The sequence below is a fragment of the Methylomonas sp. 2BW1-5-20 genome (assembly GCF_052474515.1).
Map to the genome: position 1 here is coordinate 2,190,082 of NZ_CP184127.1, position 16,004 is coordinate 2,206,085.

Below are 16,004 nucleotides of genomic sequence, written 5' to 3' on the forward strand. Positions count from 1 at the left end.
GATAAACATTGACCCAGATCAACGCCCGTTCGGCAAAAAACTTTATATTAAGCCCATGTCACGCGCTTTCCTACCGTTGACATGATCCTCTTGAAAGATAGATGCTTCGGCGGGCGAGTTTCTCTCCCGCCTTTTTTTTGCGGTATTATCCTATAATCGCCGCCCGACCAGACTCATCTATCCTGCATGCTTACCGACAGTCAAAAAACCATTCTTTTGCAAACCACCCTCGATCCGAACGCTATTGGCGAGCAACGTTTTTGCGAATTATGCGAACAAGCGGATTTGCTGAATACCGCAACCGATAGCGAATTAATCGCATTCCTGCAAATAGCCAACGCCTTATATCGCGGCGGCGAACCGATCATCAGCGATGCCGATTACGATTTTGTGTATTTGGCGGAGTTAAAAAAACGCCAGCCCGAGCATCCGCTGCTGGATACCGTCGAACCGGAACCTGCATTCGCCGGCAAAACGGTCGATCTGCCGACCATCATGCTGTCCACCGATAAAGCCTACAACCGCGAAGAAGTGGAACGCTGGGCCGGCCGTATCGAAAAAGCCGCTATCGATCTGGACAAAAACTTCGCCGAGCTGATCTTTAAGGTCACGCCCAAGCTGGATGGCTACGCCGCCTACGACGATGGACAGATGCTGTATACCCGTGGCGACGGTCGCAAAGGCACCGATATTACCCGCGTATTCGAACGCGGCTTGCAAGTCGCGAATCAGGGCCCACGCGGCTTGGGTGCCGGCGAAATCGTGGTCAGCCGCAGTTATTTCGACGAGAATCTGGCAGAGTTTTTCGACAATGCCCGTAATTTCCAGGCCAGCGTCATCAAAGAAAAGGAATTGGACGAGCACGCCGAACGCGCCATCGCCGATCATGCCGCAGTATTTTATCCGTTTGCGATACTGCCCTGCTGGACCGGCATCTGGCAGGACCTGATCGATAGCTTCGAAACCATCGTCAAAGACATCTGGCATAAGTTGGATTACGACGTCGACGGCGTCATTCTGGAAATCGTCGACGAGCAACTCAAGCAAGCGATGGGCGCCACCCGCCACCATCACCGCTGGCAGCTGGCTTATAAGGAGAACCTGGAAACTGCCGAAGTCACCGTCATCGGAGTCACGCCGCAAACCTCGCGCTCCGGCCGCATCACCCCGGTTGCCGAACTGGAACCGGTCCGTCTTAGCGGCGCCTTGCTATCCAGAGCAACCGCCCATCATTACAAAATGGTGGTTGAAAAAGGTATAGGCCCCGGCGCGCTGATCCGCTTAGCTCGCTCCGGCGAAGTAATACCCAAAATCGAGGAAGTTCTGCGTCCCGCCGAACCGGAAATACCTAGCACCTGCCCGAGCTGCGGGCACGAATTAATTTGGGACAACGACTATCTGATCTGTCCGAATAACTTGGAATGTCCGGCGCAAATCAGTAACAGCATGGAGCATTTCTTCCGAGTGCTGAAAAACAACGACGGCTTCGGGGCCGCGACGATCAAAAAGCTTTACGAATACGGCATCCGCAGGGTAGACGAAATTTACGCATTGACCGCGGAACAATTCGAAAGCATGGGCTTCGGCCCCAAGCAATCGCAAAACCTGGTCGATCAATTGGTGCGCAGCCGTAACGAAGCCATTGAAGACTGGCGCTTTCTGGCGGCGTTTGGGGTGTTTCGAATGGGGCTGGGCAATTGCGAACGGCTGCTAGCACATTATGCCTTGCCGGATATTTTCAACCTCAGCGAAGCCGACATCGTCGCCATCGAAGGCTTTGCGGAAAAAACCGCAGCGGTGATCACGGAAGGCTTTGCCAAAATCAAACCCTTGTTCGATATTCTGATCGGGCTGGGTTTTATTCTGACACCAACACAAAACCAGGCCACCGACAACGCCCATCCATTAGCAGGCAACACGCTGGTATTCACCGGCACCTTGCACAGCGGTAGCCGCGACGACTTGAGTAAACAGGCCAAAGCCAAAGGCGCTAAAGTCGGTAGCTCGGTATCGGCGAAAACCGACTATCTAGTAGCCGGCGACAATGTCGGCGCCAACAAAATCACTACTGCGCGAGAAAAAGGCGTGACTGTTATTACTGAGCAGGAATTTCTGAAATTACTGGCCGGAGATGACCTATGAGCCGCAACCGCCCGGTGGTACTGTGTTTTTCCGGTCACGATCCCAGCGGCGGTGCCGGCGTGCAAGCCGACATCGAAACCATCATCGGCCATCAATGCCATGCGGCAAGCGTGATTACTGCCTTAACCGAACAAGACAGCCGTAACGTGAAGAAGCTGCTTCCGCAACGGCCGGAAGACATTCTCAGCCAGGCGCAAACGCTGTTGGCCGACGTTAAAGTCTCCGCGTTCAAAATCGGCCTAATCGGCGATGCCGGCGTAGCCGAAGCGATTGCGCAAATTTTGCGGCAACATCCGGCTATACCGGTAGTACTGGACCCGGTTCTAGCGGCCGGTGGCGGCACGGAATTAGCCAACCAGCAATTGATAGACGTGATCGTCGAGCAACTACTGCCGTTGACCACCTTATTAACACCCAACAGCGAAGAAGCCCGCAGCCTATCAGGGCAAAGCGATCTTGGCGACTGCGGCCGTTTATTGCGAGGCAAGGGTGCCGAATACGTGCTGATCACCGGCACCCACGAAAGCTCGGAGCTGGTGCATAACCGTTTGTACATGCCTGACGGTCTGCATGAAACCTTTAACTGGGAGCGTCTGCCACACAGCTATCACGGCTCTGGCTGCACATTGGCCAGCGCCAGCGCAGCCCTGCTTGCTCAAGGCCTGGACGTGTTTACCGCCGTCAGCGAAGCCCAGGAGTTTACCTGGCAGTCGCTGGCCGCCGCTTACCGCCCCGGACAAGGCCAATACAATCCGGACCGGTTATTTTGGGTGGAAGCATGAAATTTCCGCGCCGTGGCTTGTACGCCATCACCCAACCGGAAAACAAAACGATCAACCAAGTCGTAAAAGACGTGGAAGCTGCCTTGCGCGGCGGCGCAAGAGTGATTCAATACCGCGATAAAAACCCGGTGAATGCTTCGCAATTAGCGAGCCTGTTATTGGAAATCTGCCACACCTACGATGCTCCGCTATTAATTAACGATAGCATCGAGCTGGCATTGACGGTCGGCGCAGACGGCGTACATCTGGGCCGCGACGACGGCGAAATTTCCGCGGCTCGGCGTAAGCTGGGTCCGAACGCTATCATCGGTGTATCTTGTTATAACGATGTTGAAAAAGCCCGGGCCATGGCCGTAGCGGGTGCGGATTATGTGGCTTTCGGCCGCTTCTTCCCGTCCGGCACCAAACCGCTGGCTGCGCCGGCCGAAATTATCAGTCTGGAACGCGCAAAACAATCGATAACCGTCCCCATTGTCGCTATCGGCGGCATTCTGCCGGAAAACGGTGGACAGTTACTGACGGCGGGCGCAGACTTACTGGCGGTGATAGGCGGCGTTTTCGACCATGAACCGGAAGCGGCGGCGCGCGCCTACCAAGCCCTATTCAACCAGCCACCGGAGTAAACATCATGCCTGAACATGTCTATCAAAAAGTCGAACTGACCGGCTCATCCAGCCTAGGCATCCAGCAAGCCATCGAAAACGCCGTGGCCAAAGCCGGCGAGACCATCCAAAACATGCGCTGGTTTGAAGTAATCGAAACCCGCGGCCATATAGACGGCGGCAGAGTCGCGCATTGGCAAGTGACGATTAAAGTGGGTTACACGCTACCACACTAAGCCGATTAGATGCCGCTAAAGCGAATATAGCGTCTTAGCGGCGAACCCGCAGCCCAGACGAAGGCTTCGGTGTAGTAATGCATCAGGGCCAAGTAGCCGAGAAAACCTAGGGTTACGGCTTTGTAAATTTGAGTGGCAAACAAAGTCTGCAGCAACAGATTGACCAAATCGTCACCATAGGCCTGCAATAAATAGGTCAACAGGAAAGATAGTAAAGGCAATACCAGCCAGACCGGTAATCTAAAGGCCGTGGCCGCTCTAAACAAATTATTCTGCGGCTGTTCGCCGTGGCGGTTGACGTCGTGGCTGACGTAAAAACTGTAGGCCGTAATGTCATGCACCAAACGCGGCATCAGGATGGCCAGAAAATAATATTGCTCGCTGTAAACATACCAACTGCTCACCACCAGCAAGGTATTGGCCCACAGAAAATATTGGCCGAAACGGCTCGGAACAATGCGCTGACAAATTAACGTGCTGATCGCTAATGCCATCGTTAACGCACTAGCCACTTGTAACACCAACGCGGCTTGGTCCGGCTCCAGGCTATTTTTTAGAAATATCCCCATATAAATAAAAATTCCGGCGCTGACGCTAAGCCATAACTGCAAATAAAACGCCCAACTCGGCAAACGGCAAACCGCCTTCGCAATGCCGTGCTGCTGCTTCAAAACGTGGTAAACCGTCCAACAGGCAGTAATGATGTAAAGCACGCGGTAAGGGATAAACAAACTGCCGATGCCAAAAAACGCAATGATGACCAAGGTCATCAGGATCAATTTGCTTTTAAAGGCTTGCAGATACTCATTTTGACTGACCAGTAATAGATTGCTGGCAACGATATGCGGCGTACCGAACAGAATTTGAAACAACAAAAAATGGGTCGGGCTGCTGGGCAGCATATCTCGAAGCGCGTAATTGAAACCGAACCTGTCCAACCAAAGTACCAGCAAACACAAAGGCACAATCGCATACAAACTTAGTAAAAAGCGGAAGGATACCGCCAGCTTATTGCCGCTTTTCTGCTCGGGAAATGAAATGATCTGCGCCACCACAATGCCACCTTTTTTGTTATTTTTAGGCAATGGCTATTATCACTATTTTGAGTTACGACTCAATATCTATCTGATTTTTAACCGGTAAAACGACTGTGAATACTATTTTCGCTTGCCTTGCAAACCGCCGGTATGGATAGCCACTATCCGCTGCCCTGCCGGAAAATAGTCTTGCTGGATCAGCTCATAAATCGCAAACATCAGTTTGCCCGTGTAGATTGGCTCCAACTCCACGTCATGCCGATTCTGAAAGTCCCGAATAAACCCTAGCAATGCGGACGAAGTTTTGCCGAAGCCGCCGCCATGGTAATCCAATAAAATCCTCCAGTCCGCGTAAGCGGTGATACCCCGGGTATCCAGCATTTGCTTAACATCGTCGGCCAGAAAGTCGCCGCCCTTCAAAGCCGCTACACCCAGTACTTGGCTGGCAGGCGGCGCAGCGGCCACCAGACCCGTCAAGGTCGTACCGGTACCGCAGGCCACGGCCAATGTATCAAATTCCAGTTCAATTTCATCAAGCAACTCGGCAACGCCCCGCAAGGCTAACTCAGTGGCGCCGCCTTCCGGCAACCAATACTGACCTTGCCGCAGCTCAGGAAAGCTCTCGTGTTGTGTATACTCTCGCAATTGCCGGAAGTCACTACGCGATACAAAACGCGACTCCATATTCCAATCGATTAAGTCACTAAGCGTGGGATTAAGTTGAGCAGGGCGCTCACCTCGAATATAGCCGACCGTTTTCAGACCCAATTCCCGCCCCACAAAAGCCAGAGCGTGTAAATGATTGGAATAGGCCCCGCCCATGCTGACAATGGTATCGGCCCCGCTGTATAACGCGTCGTTGAGAATATATTTCAGTTTGCGCCACTTATTGCCGGATATAATCGGATGCAGCATGTCGTCGCGCTTGATCCACAACGCCAGCCCGCGACTGCTCAACGCAGTGTCTACGACCCTGGTCAACGGCGAGGGATGCAGTTGCCGTTCTAAAGCTTGCAGGCGAGGATGTAAAACCGTCACTGCGCTTGTTTGATCGCCCAGGCCACATCCGCCGCCTGGCGGTTGGCTTTAACATCGTGTACCCGAAACATCTGCACGCCGGACATCACTCCCAACGCGGTGGTCACGGCCGTCGCAGTGACCAATTCCGCTGGCTCGCCGACATTGCAAATGCTGCCCATGAAGCGCTTGCGGCTGGTACCAAGTAACACCGGGTAACCCAAATCGACAAATGTACGCAAATGCGCTAAAAGATCAATATTGTCTTGCTTACCTTTGCCAAAACCAATGCCGGGGTCTATCGCAATATTTTCGGCTAATACGCCGGCCACTAAAGCTTCAGCGATACGTTGTTGCAATGCGGCAATCACATCGGCGAGCACATTTTCGTAGTGCGGCTGATCCTGCATGGTTTTGGGAGTACCCTGCATATGCATCAGGATTATGGGAACCTGGGCCGAAGCCGCGAAAGCCAACATATTGGGATCGCCCTGCCCGGCTGAGACATCGTTGATGATACCTGCTCCGGCGTCCAAAGCGGCCGCCGCCACTTGGCTTGAAGTAGTATCAATGCTGATTTTGACAGTAGAGCCGATAGACCTGATCGCTGTTATTGCCGGAACAACCCGGCGGATTTGCTCATCAGCGGATATAGGATCCGAGCCCGGCCGAGTCGATTCGCCGCCGACATCGATAATATCCGCACCCTCGGCTATCATTTTTTCGGCTTGCGCTATCGCCGCCGCCAAGCCGGTAAATTTACCGCCATCGGAAAAACTATCGGGGGTGACATTGAGTATCCCCATTAATTGGGGTCTGTCGATCGCGTTAAACATGCTTTAAAAATCCTCGATAGCAGCAAACCTGTAGTTTACCGTTGTCGAGTGGATTTTTAAATTTACCGGCTAGCCGTTTTAAACAATACAACCAACGGGCTACCATCCTGCCGGGCGGCAGGATGGCAATTTCAGTCGCTAAACTCTTAGTAAAGCTTTAGCAAGTTTTTCTGAAAGCTGTTCTTCAACGAATTGCGGTTCGTTAGGTGGGTACAGTTCATCTTCCTCGATTTCAAACCCGTTTTCCTTAGCCAATAACAGCATTTCCTTAATTTTGACGCAGGCTTTCAACTTTTCTTTCAGCCCCTCGTCGCCCTTGGCTTTTTCAGAAAATTCTTTGATGACCTTAATTGACATTGATAACTCCGTGATAACTCTGAAGGATGGATAAAATCCAAAGTTATCTATGCAAAATAACTGCCATTTTCCAAAGCCAGCTAATTCGCTTGCAGTTCATAGAGTTACAAAAAACGCATCTAAAAAGCCGCATCTATTCACCCACAAAAACTAGGATATTTGTAGCAAACACGACAATTGTCGACAATATTGACGCAACAAACTCTTGCCGGAATGTTTTGACTTAATCTTGCGCCGCGACCGAACGATAAGCTGAATTGTAATACAGCAAAGGGTCGCCTTCCCGGCAAACCACGCTATCGACTTCAGCAATGATCACCCAATGACTCCCGGCCTGAATTTGTTGCACAACCCGGCACTCCAGTGCAGCCAGGGCTTCGGTCAAAATCGGCGCGCCGCTTTCCCCTGCTTGCCAGGCAACGCTGGCAAAACGCTGCTCTTGGGTAATACTGCCCGCGAATTGGTTGGAAACGCTTTCTTGCCCGCTGTTGAGAATATTCACCGCGAAATGGCGGCTTTCCAATAAGGCAGCACCGGTATCGGTCGCTTGATTTAGACATACCAGAATTTGCGGCGGCTCCAGAGACACGCTACTAAACGCAGTCGCGGTCATACCTCTAAGCTGATTGTCGCGACCCCGAGTGGTAACCACGGTCACGCCGCTGGCCCACAACTTGAGGGCATTTTTAAATTGTTTGGCTTCAACGCTCATAATTTTCTCTTAGGTCCTGAGACGATTACTACTTAAGCAGCAATCGTCAATAGCAATAACGCAGAACAAACGTCTGCTTGCATTATCAGTTTTTGGGGCGCATATGCGGAAACAACAACACATCGCGGATGCTCGGCGAATTGGTGAACAACATCACCAAACGGTCGATACCGATACCTTCGCCGGCAGTCGGCGGCATGCCGTGTTCCAGCGCGGTGATATAATCGGCATCGAAATGCATGGCTTCATTGTCGCCGGCCTCTTTTTCTTCCACCTGTTTCTGGAAGCGTTCGGCTTGGTCCTCGGCATCATTTAACTCGGTAAAACCGTTGGCAATCTCGCGGCCGCCGACGAAAAACTCAAAACGATCGGTGACATGCGGATCATTGTCGTTACGGCGCGCCAGCGGCGATACTTCCACCGGATAGGCGGTAATGAAAGTCGGGTTCATCAAGCGGTGTTCGACGGTTTTTTCAAAAATTTCGATTTGTACCTTGCCCAAACCATAACTGTCTTTAACCGGAATTTTCAATTTCTCGGCGACCTTGACCGCCGCTTCGCGAGTCGTCAAATCAACCAAAGTCAATTCCGGATTGAAATGCAGGATGGATTCCAACACTGTCATCCGCGCGAACGGCTTACCGAAATCGTATTGATCGCCTTGATATTCGATAACGCTATTGCCGACCACATCTTCGGCGATGCCTTTCAACATCGCTTCGGTCAAATCCATCAAGTCGCCGTATTCGGCGTACGCTTGGTAGAACTCCATCATCGTGAACTCGGGATTATGCCGAGTGGACAAACCTTCGTTGCGGAAGTTACGGTTGATCTCGAACACCCGTTCGAAACCGCCGACCACCAGACGTTTCAGATACAGTTCAGGAGCAATGCGCAAATACAGTTCCATATCCAACGCATTGTGAAAAGTAGTAAACGGCCGAGCGGTCGCGCCACCGGGGATGACTTGCATCATCGGTGTTTCCACTTCCATGAAGTCGCGGGCAATCAAAAATTCGCGGATGTAATTGACGATTTTTGATCGCATTAGGAAAGTCTTGCGCGTCTCGTCGCTCATGATCAAGTCCAAATAGCGCTGACGATATTTGATCTCCTGATCGGCAATGCCATGAAACTTTTCCGGCAAGGGCCGCAGGGCTTTGGTCAGCAAGCGAATATCGTCCAGCCTAACGCTCAGTTCGCCGACCTTGGTTTTAAACAAAGTACCTTCGGCTCCGACAATGTCACCAATATCCCATTTCTTGAACTGATCGTTGTATACGCCTTCCGGCAGATTGTCGCGCGCGACGTAAACCTGAATCTGACCAGACATATCCTGCAAGTGACAGAAACTGGCCTTACCCATGATACGACGCGTCATCATTCGCCCGGCTATCTTCACTCGAATCGGCTCGGCCAGCAGCTCTTCCTCGGTTTTGTCGCCGTATTCGGCCAGTAGTTCGCCGGCCACCACATTCCGCCGAAAATCGGTCGGAAATGCGATACCTTCTTCGCGCAGAGCGTTAAGTTTTTCGCGGCGTTGTTTGATCTGTTCTTGTTCGTCGTGTTCGAGTTCTGACATGTTTTCTTAGTAAATTTCTAATGCTTAATAAAAAATCCGATTAGCCCAATAGCTCCAATTTCTCTACAAAATACCTAGCACTAGGACAATTAGGATGCTGAGCAGCTTTTACTACGCTGAATCTATGATGTTTGATAAATTTATCAGCAAAAGCAATTTTGCTGCTTCCGGGACCACGACCAATAGTTTGCAATCCAATTTCCTTTAATCTATCCCAAGGCATAGAAAGCGTTTTCTCCGGATATTCCTCGAAAAACGAACCTCGCTTAGTCCAGCTTTTCATTGCGTCGGTATCAGCTAAAAACCAAGACTCCATTGCTTTACGGGCAATAATCACCAAATCGATATTTTCGCTACCGATAATTTCTTTTCGTTTGGTAATACATGGAGCGCATTTCTCCGGGTCTAAATCGGCAATAACAACGACCTTATCTGGGTTATGCTGCTTTTTAAACAAATTGACATAGAATGCGATGTTTCGAGCGCAAAGGTTCCCGTTGCCTCCTACATCGACAACCTGATCGATAACTTGCAATTGATAATCTTGAATCAACCAGTCCCTGAAAGACTGACTTTCAACAAGTTTTTTATCAGAAGCACCCTCAACAACGAATCCAACCGTTACCAAGGTAATCCTCCATCGAGCAAATTAGATAGCCAAGCCTTATCTAATCCCAACGGCGCTAAATCTTCGTCCGTCAATCCTTGCTCGACGGCATTTCTCATTCGGGTTTTGCCTTCCTGTTTATCGACCAACCATAATTCCTTGAGCTGCAAGGCTCGCACGACGGCTTCGCTATGTGTCGACATCCAAATTGCCGACCCAGGCCGACTATATTCCCGGATCAAACCCACCAACTCGTTAATAGCTTTGGGGTGCAAACCTCTTTCCGGCTCTTCAATTAAAGTCAAACCATATTCAGGGCTATCCAATACAGCCACCAGCAAACACAATACATAAATAGTTCCGTCCGAAACCATATTTGCCGGAAATAGCCGTCTAGTACCTAGCTCTTTGAATAAAATAGCGGTTTTACTATCCAGTTTTTGCCTTTCAGTATTAATCTTTTCTATACCCGGAACCAGGGTTTCCATCCACTCCAGAATAATACCGCGAAAATTCTCGTCTCCTTCCAGACGTCCCAAGACACTTGCAAGATTATCGCCCTTGCTATTCAAATTAGAAGGATCTTGATCAGAACTATTTGGTTCTTTTGATCTAATCGGATCGATTCTATAGAGACGTATGTTTTTAAGAAAAAGGCCTATAGGTGTTTCGGAAAACAAAAGCAACGCCGAATAATCAACAGGAAAATTTTTTACTTCCAAAGCACCATAACTTCCCTCAACTGCTATTAATTCGGCTTCGCCGTTTTTATAATTTTGAATTACTACAGGGAAGTCACTCCTAATTCGCTTAAATAGAGGTGTATTATTTAAATACAGACTTTCCGAAATTGATGGATTTTTATCAAAGCCATCAATACTCAATAAATATTTAAATCGACTTGTATGCCCATGATCTTCCAGACTAACATCAATTTCAAAATCAAATCTACGAGCCTTTGATTTACGACGCTTTTGTGAATGGACATGCTCATAACCACCGTATTTCCTCAGCGCATCATGAATACCATTTCGAACAAACAAACTGATAAAGTTTAAAGCATCAAAAAAATTACTTTTTCCACAACCATTCGCACCAGCAAATACCGAAAACGGCTGGACATTTTCCAACACCAAGGAATCGATACTTTTAAAATTGGTAATTCTGAGAAAATGGATAAAGTAAGTTGGCACTTTTACAACCCGCTCTTCAAACTAGCCTCAATAAACTGATCCAGCGCCCCATCCAATACCGCCTGGGTATTCCCGGTTTCCACGTTGGTGCGCAGGTCTTTAATGCGGGATTGATCCAGCACGTAGGAACGAATCTGGCTGCCCCAGCCGATGTCGGATTTGGAGTCTTCAATCGCTTGCAAGCCTTCGCTGCGTTTCAGCATTTCCATCTCATACAGCTTGGCTTTCAACTGCTTCATCGCCGTGTCTTTGTTTTTATGCTGCGACCTATCGCTTTGACATTGGGTCACAATACCGCTGGGACCGTGGGTAATCCGCACCGCCGATTCGGTCCGGTTGACGTGCTGGCCGCCGGCGCCGCTGGCCCGGTAAACGTCGATGCGCAAATCCGCAGGGTTAATATCCACTTCGATGTCGTCATCGATTTCCGGTGAGACGAACACAGAGGCAAAAGAAGTGTGACGGCGGTTGCCGGAATCGAATGGCGACTTTCTGACCAAACGATGCACCCCGGTTTCGGTACGCAGCCAACCAAAGGCATACGGACCTTCGAATTTGATAGTTGCACTCTTGATCCCGGCCACATCGCCCGGCGATTCCTCGATTAATTCGGTTTTAAAGCCTTTCGCTTCGCCCCAACGCAGATACATCCGTTCGATCATTGATGCCCAATCCTGCGCCTCGGTACCACCGGAACCGGACTGAACATCCAGGAAGGCGTTGTTGGCGTCCATCTCACCGGAGAACATCCGTTGAAACTCCAGACCGGCCACTTGCTTTTCGTATTGTTCCAGATCGGCAGCGACGGTATCGACGGTTTCTTCGTCGTTTTCTTCCACCGCCATCAACAGCAACTCTTCGGCGTCGGACAAACCTTGTTCCAATTCCAGGATAGTGTTGACGATGCCTTCCAACATGGCCCGTTCCTTACCCATGGCTTGTGCTTGCTCCGGCTTATTCCAGATCGCCGGATCTTCCAACTCGCGCAGTAATTCCACCAGGCGCTCACTTTTGCTGTCGAAATCAAGATAGCTTTTCAGGCCCGCACTGCGCTCGCGCAGGTCGGCTATCTTGTATTTAATCGGATTAATTTCTTGCATGAACCTCAAAACCCAAGCCAATACCCACACGGGGCACGAGACGCCGACCTATGCCCGGCGCATTCAAAAAACCGTGGATTATAAACGATTACGCCACCGGGTTGGGCTGACGGTTTTTTAAAGACCAGACGATGCAAGCAATGCCCGCCAACACAAACGGCACGCTAAGCAACTGGCCGGTGGTAAACATCACACCGGTATCGTACATGGCTTGCTCGGTTTTGAAGTATTCCAGGAAAAAACGCACAGTGAACAGCATGCTAATGAAACAACCGAACACAAAGCCTGGCTTGTCGGCTTGTTTTTTATAAATCGCCAGGGAAACCATATATATCAACAGGTAACAAGCCGCTTCATAAAGCTGTACGGGGTGACGCGGCAGTGGATCGATCCGAGAAAACACCACGGCCCACGGTTGCTCGGAGGGCACCCCAAGAATCTCGGAATTAAAGAAATTCCCGACGCGGATTAGGGCGCCGGCCAAGGCAGTCGGAATACTGACTCTATCCAACAACCAAAAATAGCTATCGCCGTATTTGCGCCGATATAGATATAAGGCCAAAATGATACCTAGCGTCGCGCCGTGACTCGCTAATCCACCTTCCCAGACTGCCAGAATTTTTAAAGGGTGCGATAAATAATAGGCAGGATCGTAAAGCAAGGTATGCCCCAGACGCGCGCCGACGATGGTAGCGATCACCATATACCAAAGCAGCGTATCAAGCTCTTCGATATTTTTACCTTCGCGCTGATAAATCCATTGCATGGTCAAAAAACTGCCGACAAAGCCGGATGCGAACATCAAGCCGTACCAGCGAATTTTCAGAAAGCCGAAATCGACGAGAATGGGGTCAATATTCCAGATCAAATGTTCCATGATTATGCGAAAAGTGGGTACGGTTTAAGCAAATGATCGGCGATTCTAACGCCGACTGGGATTTTTCGCCGTTTATCTTGCGCAGGTCAATTTGGATCGGCTACTTGAATTCTGCCGTCGACGATCCGTACCGGAAAGGTGGCGACATCTTCATAAGCCGGCGCGCATCTGACGGCGCCGGTTTTAACGCAAAACCGCGCCCCGTGACGCGGACAGACAATTTCATCGCCATCCAGCTCGCCGCTAGCGATTTCAGCACCGTCATGGGTGCACACGTCTTCGATTGCATAAAGTTGATCATCGATTTTAAAAATTGCCACATCGGTACCGTCGATATCAACCAGTACATGTTCGCCATTTGCCAGTGCCGATTCGGTCACTACATCAATCCAATCGCTCATGCTTGCCTCGTTTGGGTTTAAGTTTCGTCTGCAATTTCATTTTAGATAAACGTCGTATCGGAGCAATTTGCCCTGATAGCTTTCGCTTGGCTTGCCGCCCAGCGGCTCCGCATAATCCGGGCTTTTGACTACAACCCGCTTACCCGTCGCCTGCCATGCAGCCGCAAACAGATCGGCCCTGTCCAGGTCGTCGCCTAAAATTTCGCGGAGGATAGCCATTGATTTGCGCGTCGCTGCGGTTTGCTTACGTTTGGGAGGAAACATGGGGTCCAGGTAAATGCAATCCGGCGCATCAGGCAAACGGGCCAACAGCTCAATTGCGTTACCCACCATCAGAGCAGGCCTTTGCAATTGCCGGCTCTGCACCCAGTCTTTTTGCGCCAAACGCTGAAAGCCATCTCGAATCAATTCGGCCATTACCGGCGATCGCTCAATGCATTGCACGTCATAACCCATGCGAAACAAAGCCAAGCTGTCCTGTGCCCAGCCCGTCGTTGCATCGACGACTGTTTTAGTTTTCTTGCCGATCGCCTGGGCTAACAAGTCTTTTTTGGGGGCTGGATAGGAGTGTTGCTCGCCGGGACGCGGATCGACATCGACAGCCAAACCGCCTTTTTTCAGGGTCTGTTTATCCAATAACTTCAGACAAGCATCCCGGTAACAAAGGAAAAACGCTTGCGGGGATTCTGCGGATAGCGCTGGCAAAGCCAGCAAGGGCCAGCCCAAACGCTCGGCTAGCGCCTGACTGGGGGCAAATAACGCGTCATCGGCATAGACCACCACGCCTTGTTCCGACAAACTCGTCACGCAGTATAAGTTACTCGGTAGAAATAGACTGGGCTTCGTTTTTTAAGGCAGCATCTAAAGTGTGCCAAGCCAGCGTCGCACATTTCACTCGCGCCGGATACTCGCGCACACCCGCTAAAACCGCCAATTTACCAATCGCTTCCAGATTAATATCTTCGGTTTTTCCGGTAGTCATTTCATGAAACTGCTTGAACAAGGTATCGGCTTCAGCTTCCGTTTTACCTTTGACGATTTCGGTCATTAAAGACACCGACGCCGTGGAAATCGCGCAACCAGAGCCCTGAAAACTGGCATCGCTGATGACGTGATCATCTATTTTCAAAAACAAAGTCAGCCTATCGCCGCACAAGGGATTAAAGCCTTCCACTTGGCGATTGGCATTGTCCATCACCCGAAAATTGCGGGGATTGCGGTTGTGGTCGAATATGACCTCTTGATATAGATCGCGTAAATCTTCAAACATTAGCCGAATACCTCTATTAGGGATTTGATGCCTTGCATCAACACATCGATTTCTTGGCGGGTATTGTACATGGCAAACGAAGCCCGCGCCGTGGCCGGTACGCCGTAAAAGTCCATCACCGGCATCGCACAGTGGTGGCCGGCCCGAATCGCGATACCCAAACTATCCAGCATGGTGCCGATATCGTGCGGATGAATCCGATCTAGCGTGAACGACAAAATGCCGCCCTTATGCGCCGCTTGCCCGATGATGTTGAGGCCTTTGATCTGCTCGGCTTGCTGGGTGGCGTAATCCAACAACTCGGCTTCATACGCTGCGATGTTATCCATGCCGATGGCAGTGACGTAATCGATTGCCGCGCCCAAGCCGATGATTTCAGCAATGGCCGGGGTGCCGGCTTCGAACTTATGCGGCAGGCCGGCGTATTCGGTTTTTTCGAAAGTGACCTGCCGTATCATGTCGCCGCCGCCCTGATACGGCGGCATGGCTTCCAGTAATGCCTGCTTGCCATACAGCACACCGGTGCCCGATGGCCCATACAGCTTGTGACCGGAGAACACATAAAAGTCGCAATCCAAGGCTTGTACATCCACCGCCATATGCGGAATCGCCTGCGCACCGTCCAGCAATACCGGAATGCCTTTAGCGTGGGCAGCAGCAATAATTTTTTCCACCGGGTTGATCGTACCTAGCGCGTTCGACATTTGGGTGATGGCCACTAGCTTGGTTTTGGCATTCAACAACTGCTCAAACTCGTCGAACAACAACTCGCCTTGCTGATTCATCGGCGCCACTTTCAATACCGCACCCATTTGCTGGCAAAGCATTTGCCAAGGCACGATATTCGCGTGATGCTCCATGGCGCTAATGACAATTTCGTCGCCGTGTTTAAGCTGCGACTTACCGTAACTCTGCGCCACCAGATTGATCGCTTCGGTGGCACCGCGCACGAAAATGATCTCTTTAGTGCTGGCGGCGTTGATAAACGCCCTGACCTTTTCCCGAGCACCTTCAAACTTGTCCGTAGCCCGCACGCTCAAAGTGTGCACGCCACGATGGATGTTGGCGTATTCGTGGCTATAGGTGTACACGATACTGTCGATCACCGCTTGCGGCTTCTGACAGCTGGCGGCGTTATCCAAATAAACCAAAGGCTTGTTACGAATGGTTTCGCCGAGGATAGGAAAATCGGCGCGGATTTGTTCTACTGGAAATATGCTCATCGCTAACTATTTGGTTTAATTGATTTCGTT

The 16,004-nt window shown here is 50.6% G+C and carries 18 protein-coding genes; 4 read left to right on the plus strand and 14 right to left on the minus strand.

Annotated features, from left to right (window positions below):
* The first annotated feature begins 186 nt into the window (after positions 1-186).
* Genes ACH50O_RS09885 through ACH50O_RS09900 form a run of 4 tightly spaced genes read left to right on the plus strand, consistent with a single transcriptional unit; the run spans position 187 to position 3,762 of the window.
* Positions 187-2,142 (plus strand): BRCT domain-containing protein, encoded by a 1,956-nt coding sequence (locus tag ACH50O_RS09885; RefSeq protein WP_446811853.1) that lies wholly within the window; start codon positions 187-189, stop codon positions 2,140-2,142.
* The gene (gene thiD, locus ACH50O_RS09890; RefSeq protein ID WP_446811854.1) at positions 2,139-2,924 is read left to right on the plus strand and encodes a bifunctional hydroxymethylpyrimidine kinase/phosphomethylpyrimidine kinase; all 786 of its coding nucleotides are present in this window, start codon (positions 2,139-2,141) and stop codon (positions 2,922-2,924) included. Before ACH50O_RS09885 ends, thiD begins: the two co-directional genes overlap by 4 nt.
* Positions 2,921-3,547, plus strand: a complete 627-nt coding sequence (gene thiE, locus ACH50O_RS09895) for a thiamine phosphate synthase (protein WP_446811855.1) — start codon at positions 2,921-2,923, stop codon at positions 3,545-3,547. Before thiD ends, thiE begins: the two co-directional genes overlap by 4 nt.
* 5 nt (positions 3,548-3,552) lie before the next feature.
* Positions 3,553-3,762, plus strand: coding sequence for a dodecin (locus tag ACH50O_RS09900; RefSeq protein ID WP_446811856.1), 210 nt, complete (start codon positions 3,553-3,555; stop codon positions 3,760-3,762).
* Positions 3,763-3,767: 5 nt separating this feature from the next.
* Here the strand turns inward: ACH50O_RS09900 and ACH50O_RS09905 are convergent, their stop codons facing one another.
* From ACH50O_RS09905 to ACH50O_RS09970, 14 genes are all read right to left on the minus strand, one after another.
* Complete coding sequence (locus tag ACH50O_RS09905; protein WP_446812133.1) at positions 3,768-4,817, minus strand: hypothetical protein; 1,050 nt, start codon at positions 4,815-4,817, stop codon at positions 3,768-3,770.
* 102 nt (positions 4,818-4,919) lie between these two features.
* Positions 4,920-5,837: a 1-aminocyclopropane-1-carboxylate deaminase/D-cysteine desulfhydrase gene (locus ACH50O_RS09910; RefSeq protein ID WP_446811857.1), complete on the minus strand. Its 918-nt coding sequence runs from the start codon at positions 5,835-5,837 to the stop codon at positions 4,920-4,922.
* Complete coding sequence (gene folP / locus ACH50O_RS09915; RefSeq protein WP_446811858.1) at positions 5,834-6,652, minus strand: dihydropteroate synthase; 819 nt, start codon at positions 6,650-6,652, stop codon at positions 5,834-5,836. The genes ACH50O_RS09910 and folP overlap by 4 nt, the downstream gene beginning before the upstream one ends.
* Positions 6,653-6,790: 138 nt before the next feature.
* On the minus strand, positions 6,791-7,009 hold the full coding sequence (locus tag ACH50O_RS09920) for a Nif11-like leader peptide family natural product precursor (protein ID WP_446811859.1): 219 nt from the start codon (positions 7,007-7,009) through the stop codon (positions 6,791-6,793).
* Positions 7,010-7,232: 223 nt separating this feature from the next.
* Positions 7,233-7,721, minus strand: a complete 489-nt coding sequence (locus ACH50O_RS09925) for a flavin reductase family protein (protein ID WP_446811860.1) — start codon at positions 7,719-7,721, stop codon at positions 7,233-7,235.
* 85 nt (positions 7,722-7,806) lie between these two features.
* Positions 7,807-9,303 (minus strand): lysine--tRNA ligase, encoded by a 1,497-nt coding sequence (lysS, locus tag ACH50O_RS09930; protein ID WP_446811861.1) that lies wholly within the window; start codon positions 9,301-9,303, stop codon positions 7,807-7,809.
* Positions 9,304-9,343: 40 nt separating this feature from the next.
* On the minus strand, positions 9,344-9,931 hold the full coding sequence (locus tag ACH50O_RS09935) for a DUF4276 family protein (protein ID WP_446811862.1): 588 nt from the start codon (positions 9,929-9,931) through the stop codon (positions 9,344-9,346).
* Entirely contained in the window at positions 9,925-11,103 is a 1,179-nt protein-coding gene (locus tag ACH50O_RS09940; RefSeq protein ID WP_446811863.1) for an AAA family ATPase, read from the minus strand. Before ACH50O_RS09940 ends, ACH50O_RS09935 begins: the two co-directional genes overlap by 7 nt.
* 2 nt (positions 11,104-11,105) lie before the next feature.
* Positions 11,106-12,203, minus strand: a complete 1,098-nt coding sequence (gene prfB, locus ACH50O_RS09945) for a peptide chain release factor 2 (protein WP_446811864.1) — start codon at positions 12,201-12,203, stop codon at positions 11,106-11,108.
* Between the two features lie 88 nt (positions 12,204-12,291).
* Positions 12,292-13,080, minus strand: coding sequence for a prolipoprotein diacylglyceryl transferase (lgt, locus tag ACH50O_RS09950; protein ID WP_446811865.1), 789 nt, complete (start codon positions 13,078-13,080; stop codon positions 12,292-12,294).
* Positions 13,081-13,166: 86 nt separating this feature from the next.
* Positions 13,167-13,481, minus strand: a complete 315-nt coding sequence (locus tag ACH50O_RS09955; RefSeq protein ID WP_446811866.1) for a non-heme iron oxygenase ferredoxin subunit — start codon at positions 13,479-13,481, stop codon at positions 13,167-13,169.
* A 36-nt stretch (positions 13,482-13,517) separates the two neighbouring features.
* The gene (locus tag ACH50O_RS09960; protein ID WP_446812134.1) at positions 13,518-14,279 is read right to left on the minus strand and encodes a class I SAM-dependent methyltransferase; all 762 of its coding nucleotides are present in this window, start codon (positions 14,277-14,279) and stop codon (positions 13,518-13,520) included.
* Between the two features lie 19 nt (positions 14,280-14,298).
* Complete coding sequence (gene sufU / locus ACH50O_RS09965) at positions 14,299-14,751, minus strand: Fe-S cluster assembly sulfur transfer protein SufU (protein ID WP_256606217.1); 453 nt, start codon at positions 14,749-14,751, stop codon at positions 14,299-14,301.
* A complete protein-coding gene (locus ACH50O_RS09970) occupies positions 14,751-15,974 on the minus strand; it encodes a SufS family cysteine desulfurase (RefSeq protein WP_446811867.1) in 1,224 nt (407 codons plus the stop codon). The genes sufU and ACH50O_RS09970 overlap by 1 nt, the downstream gene beginning before the upstream one ends.
* Between the last annotated feature and the right edge of the window lie 30 nt (positions 15,975-16,004).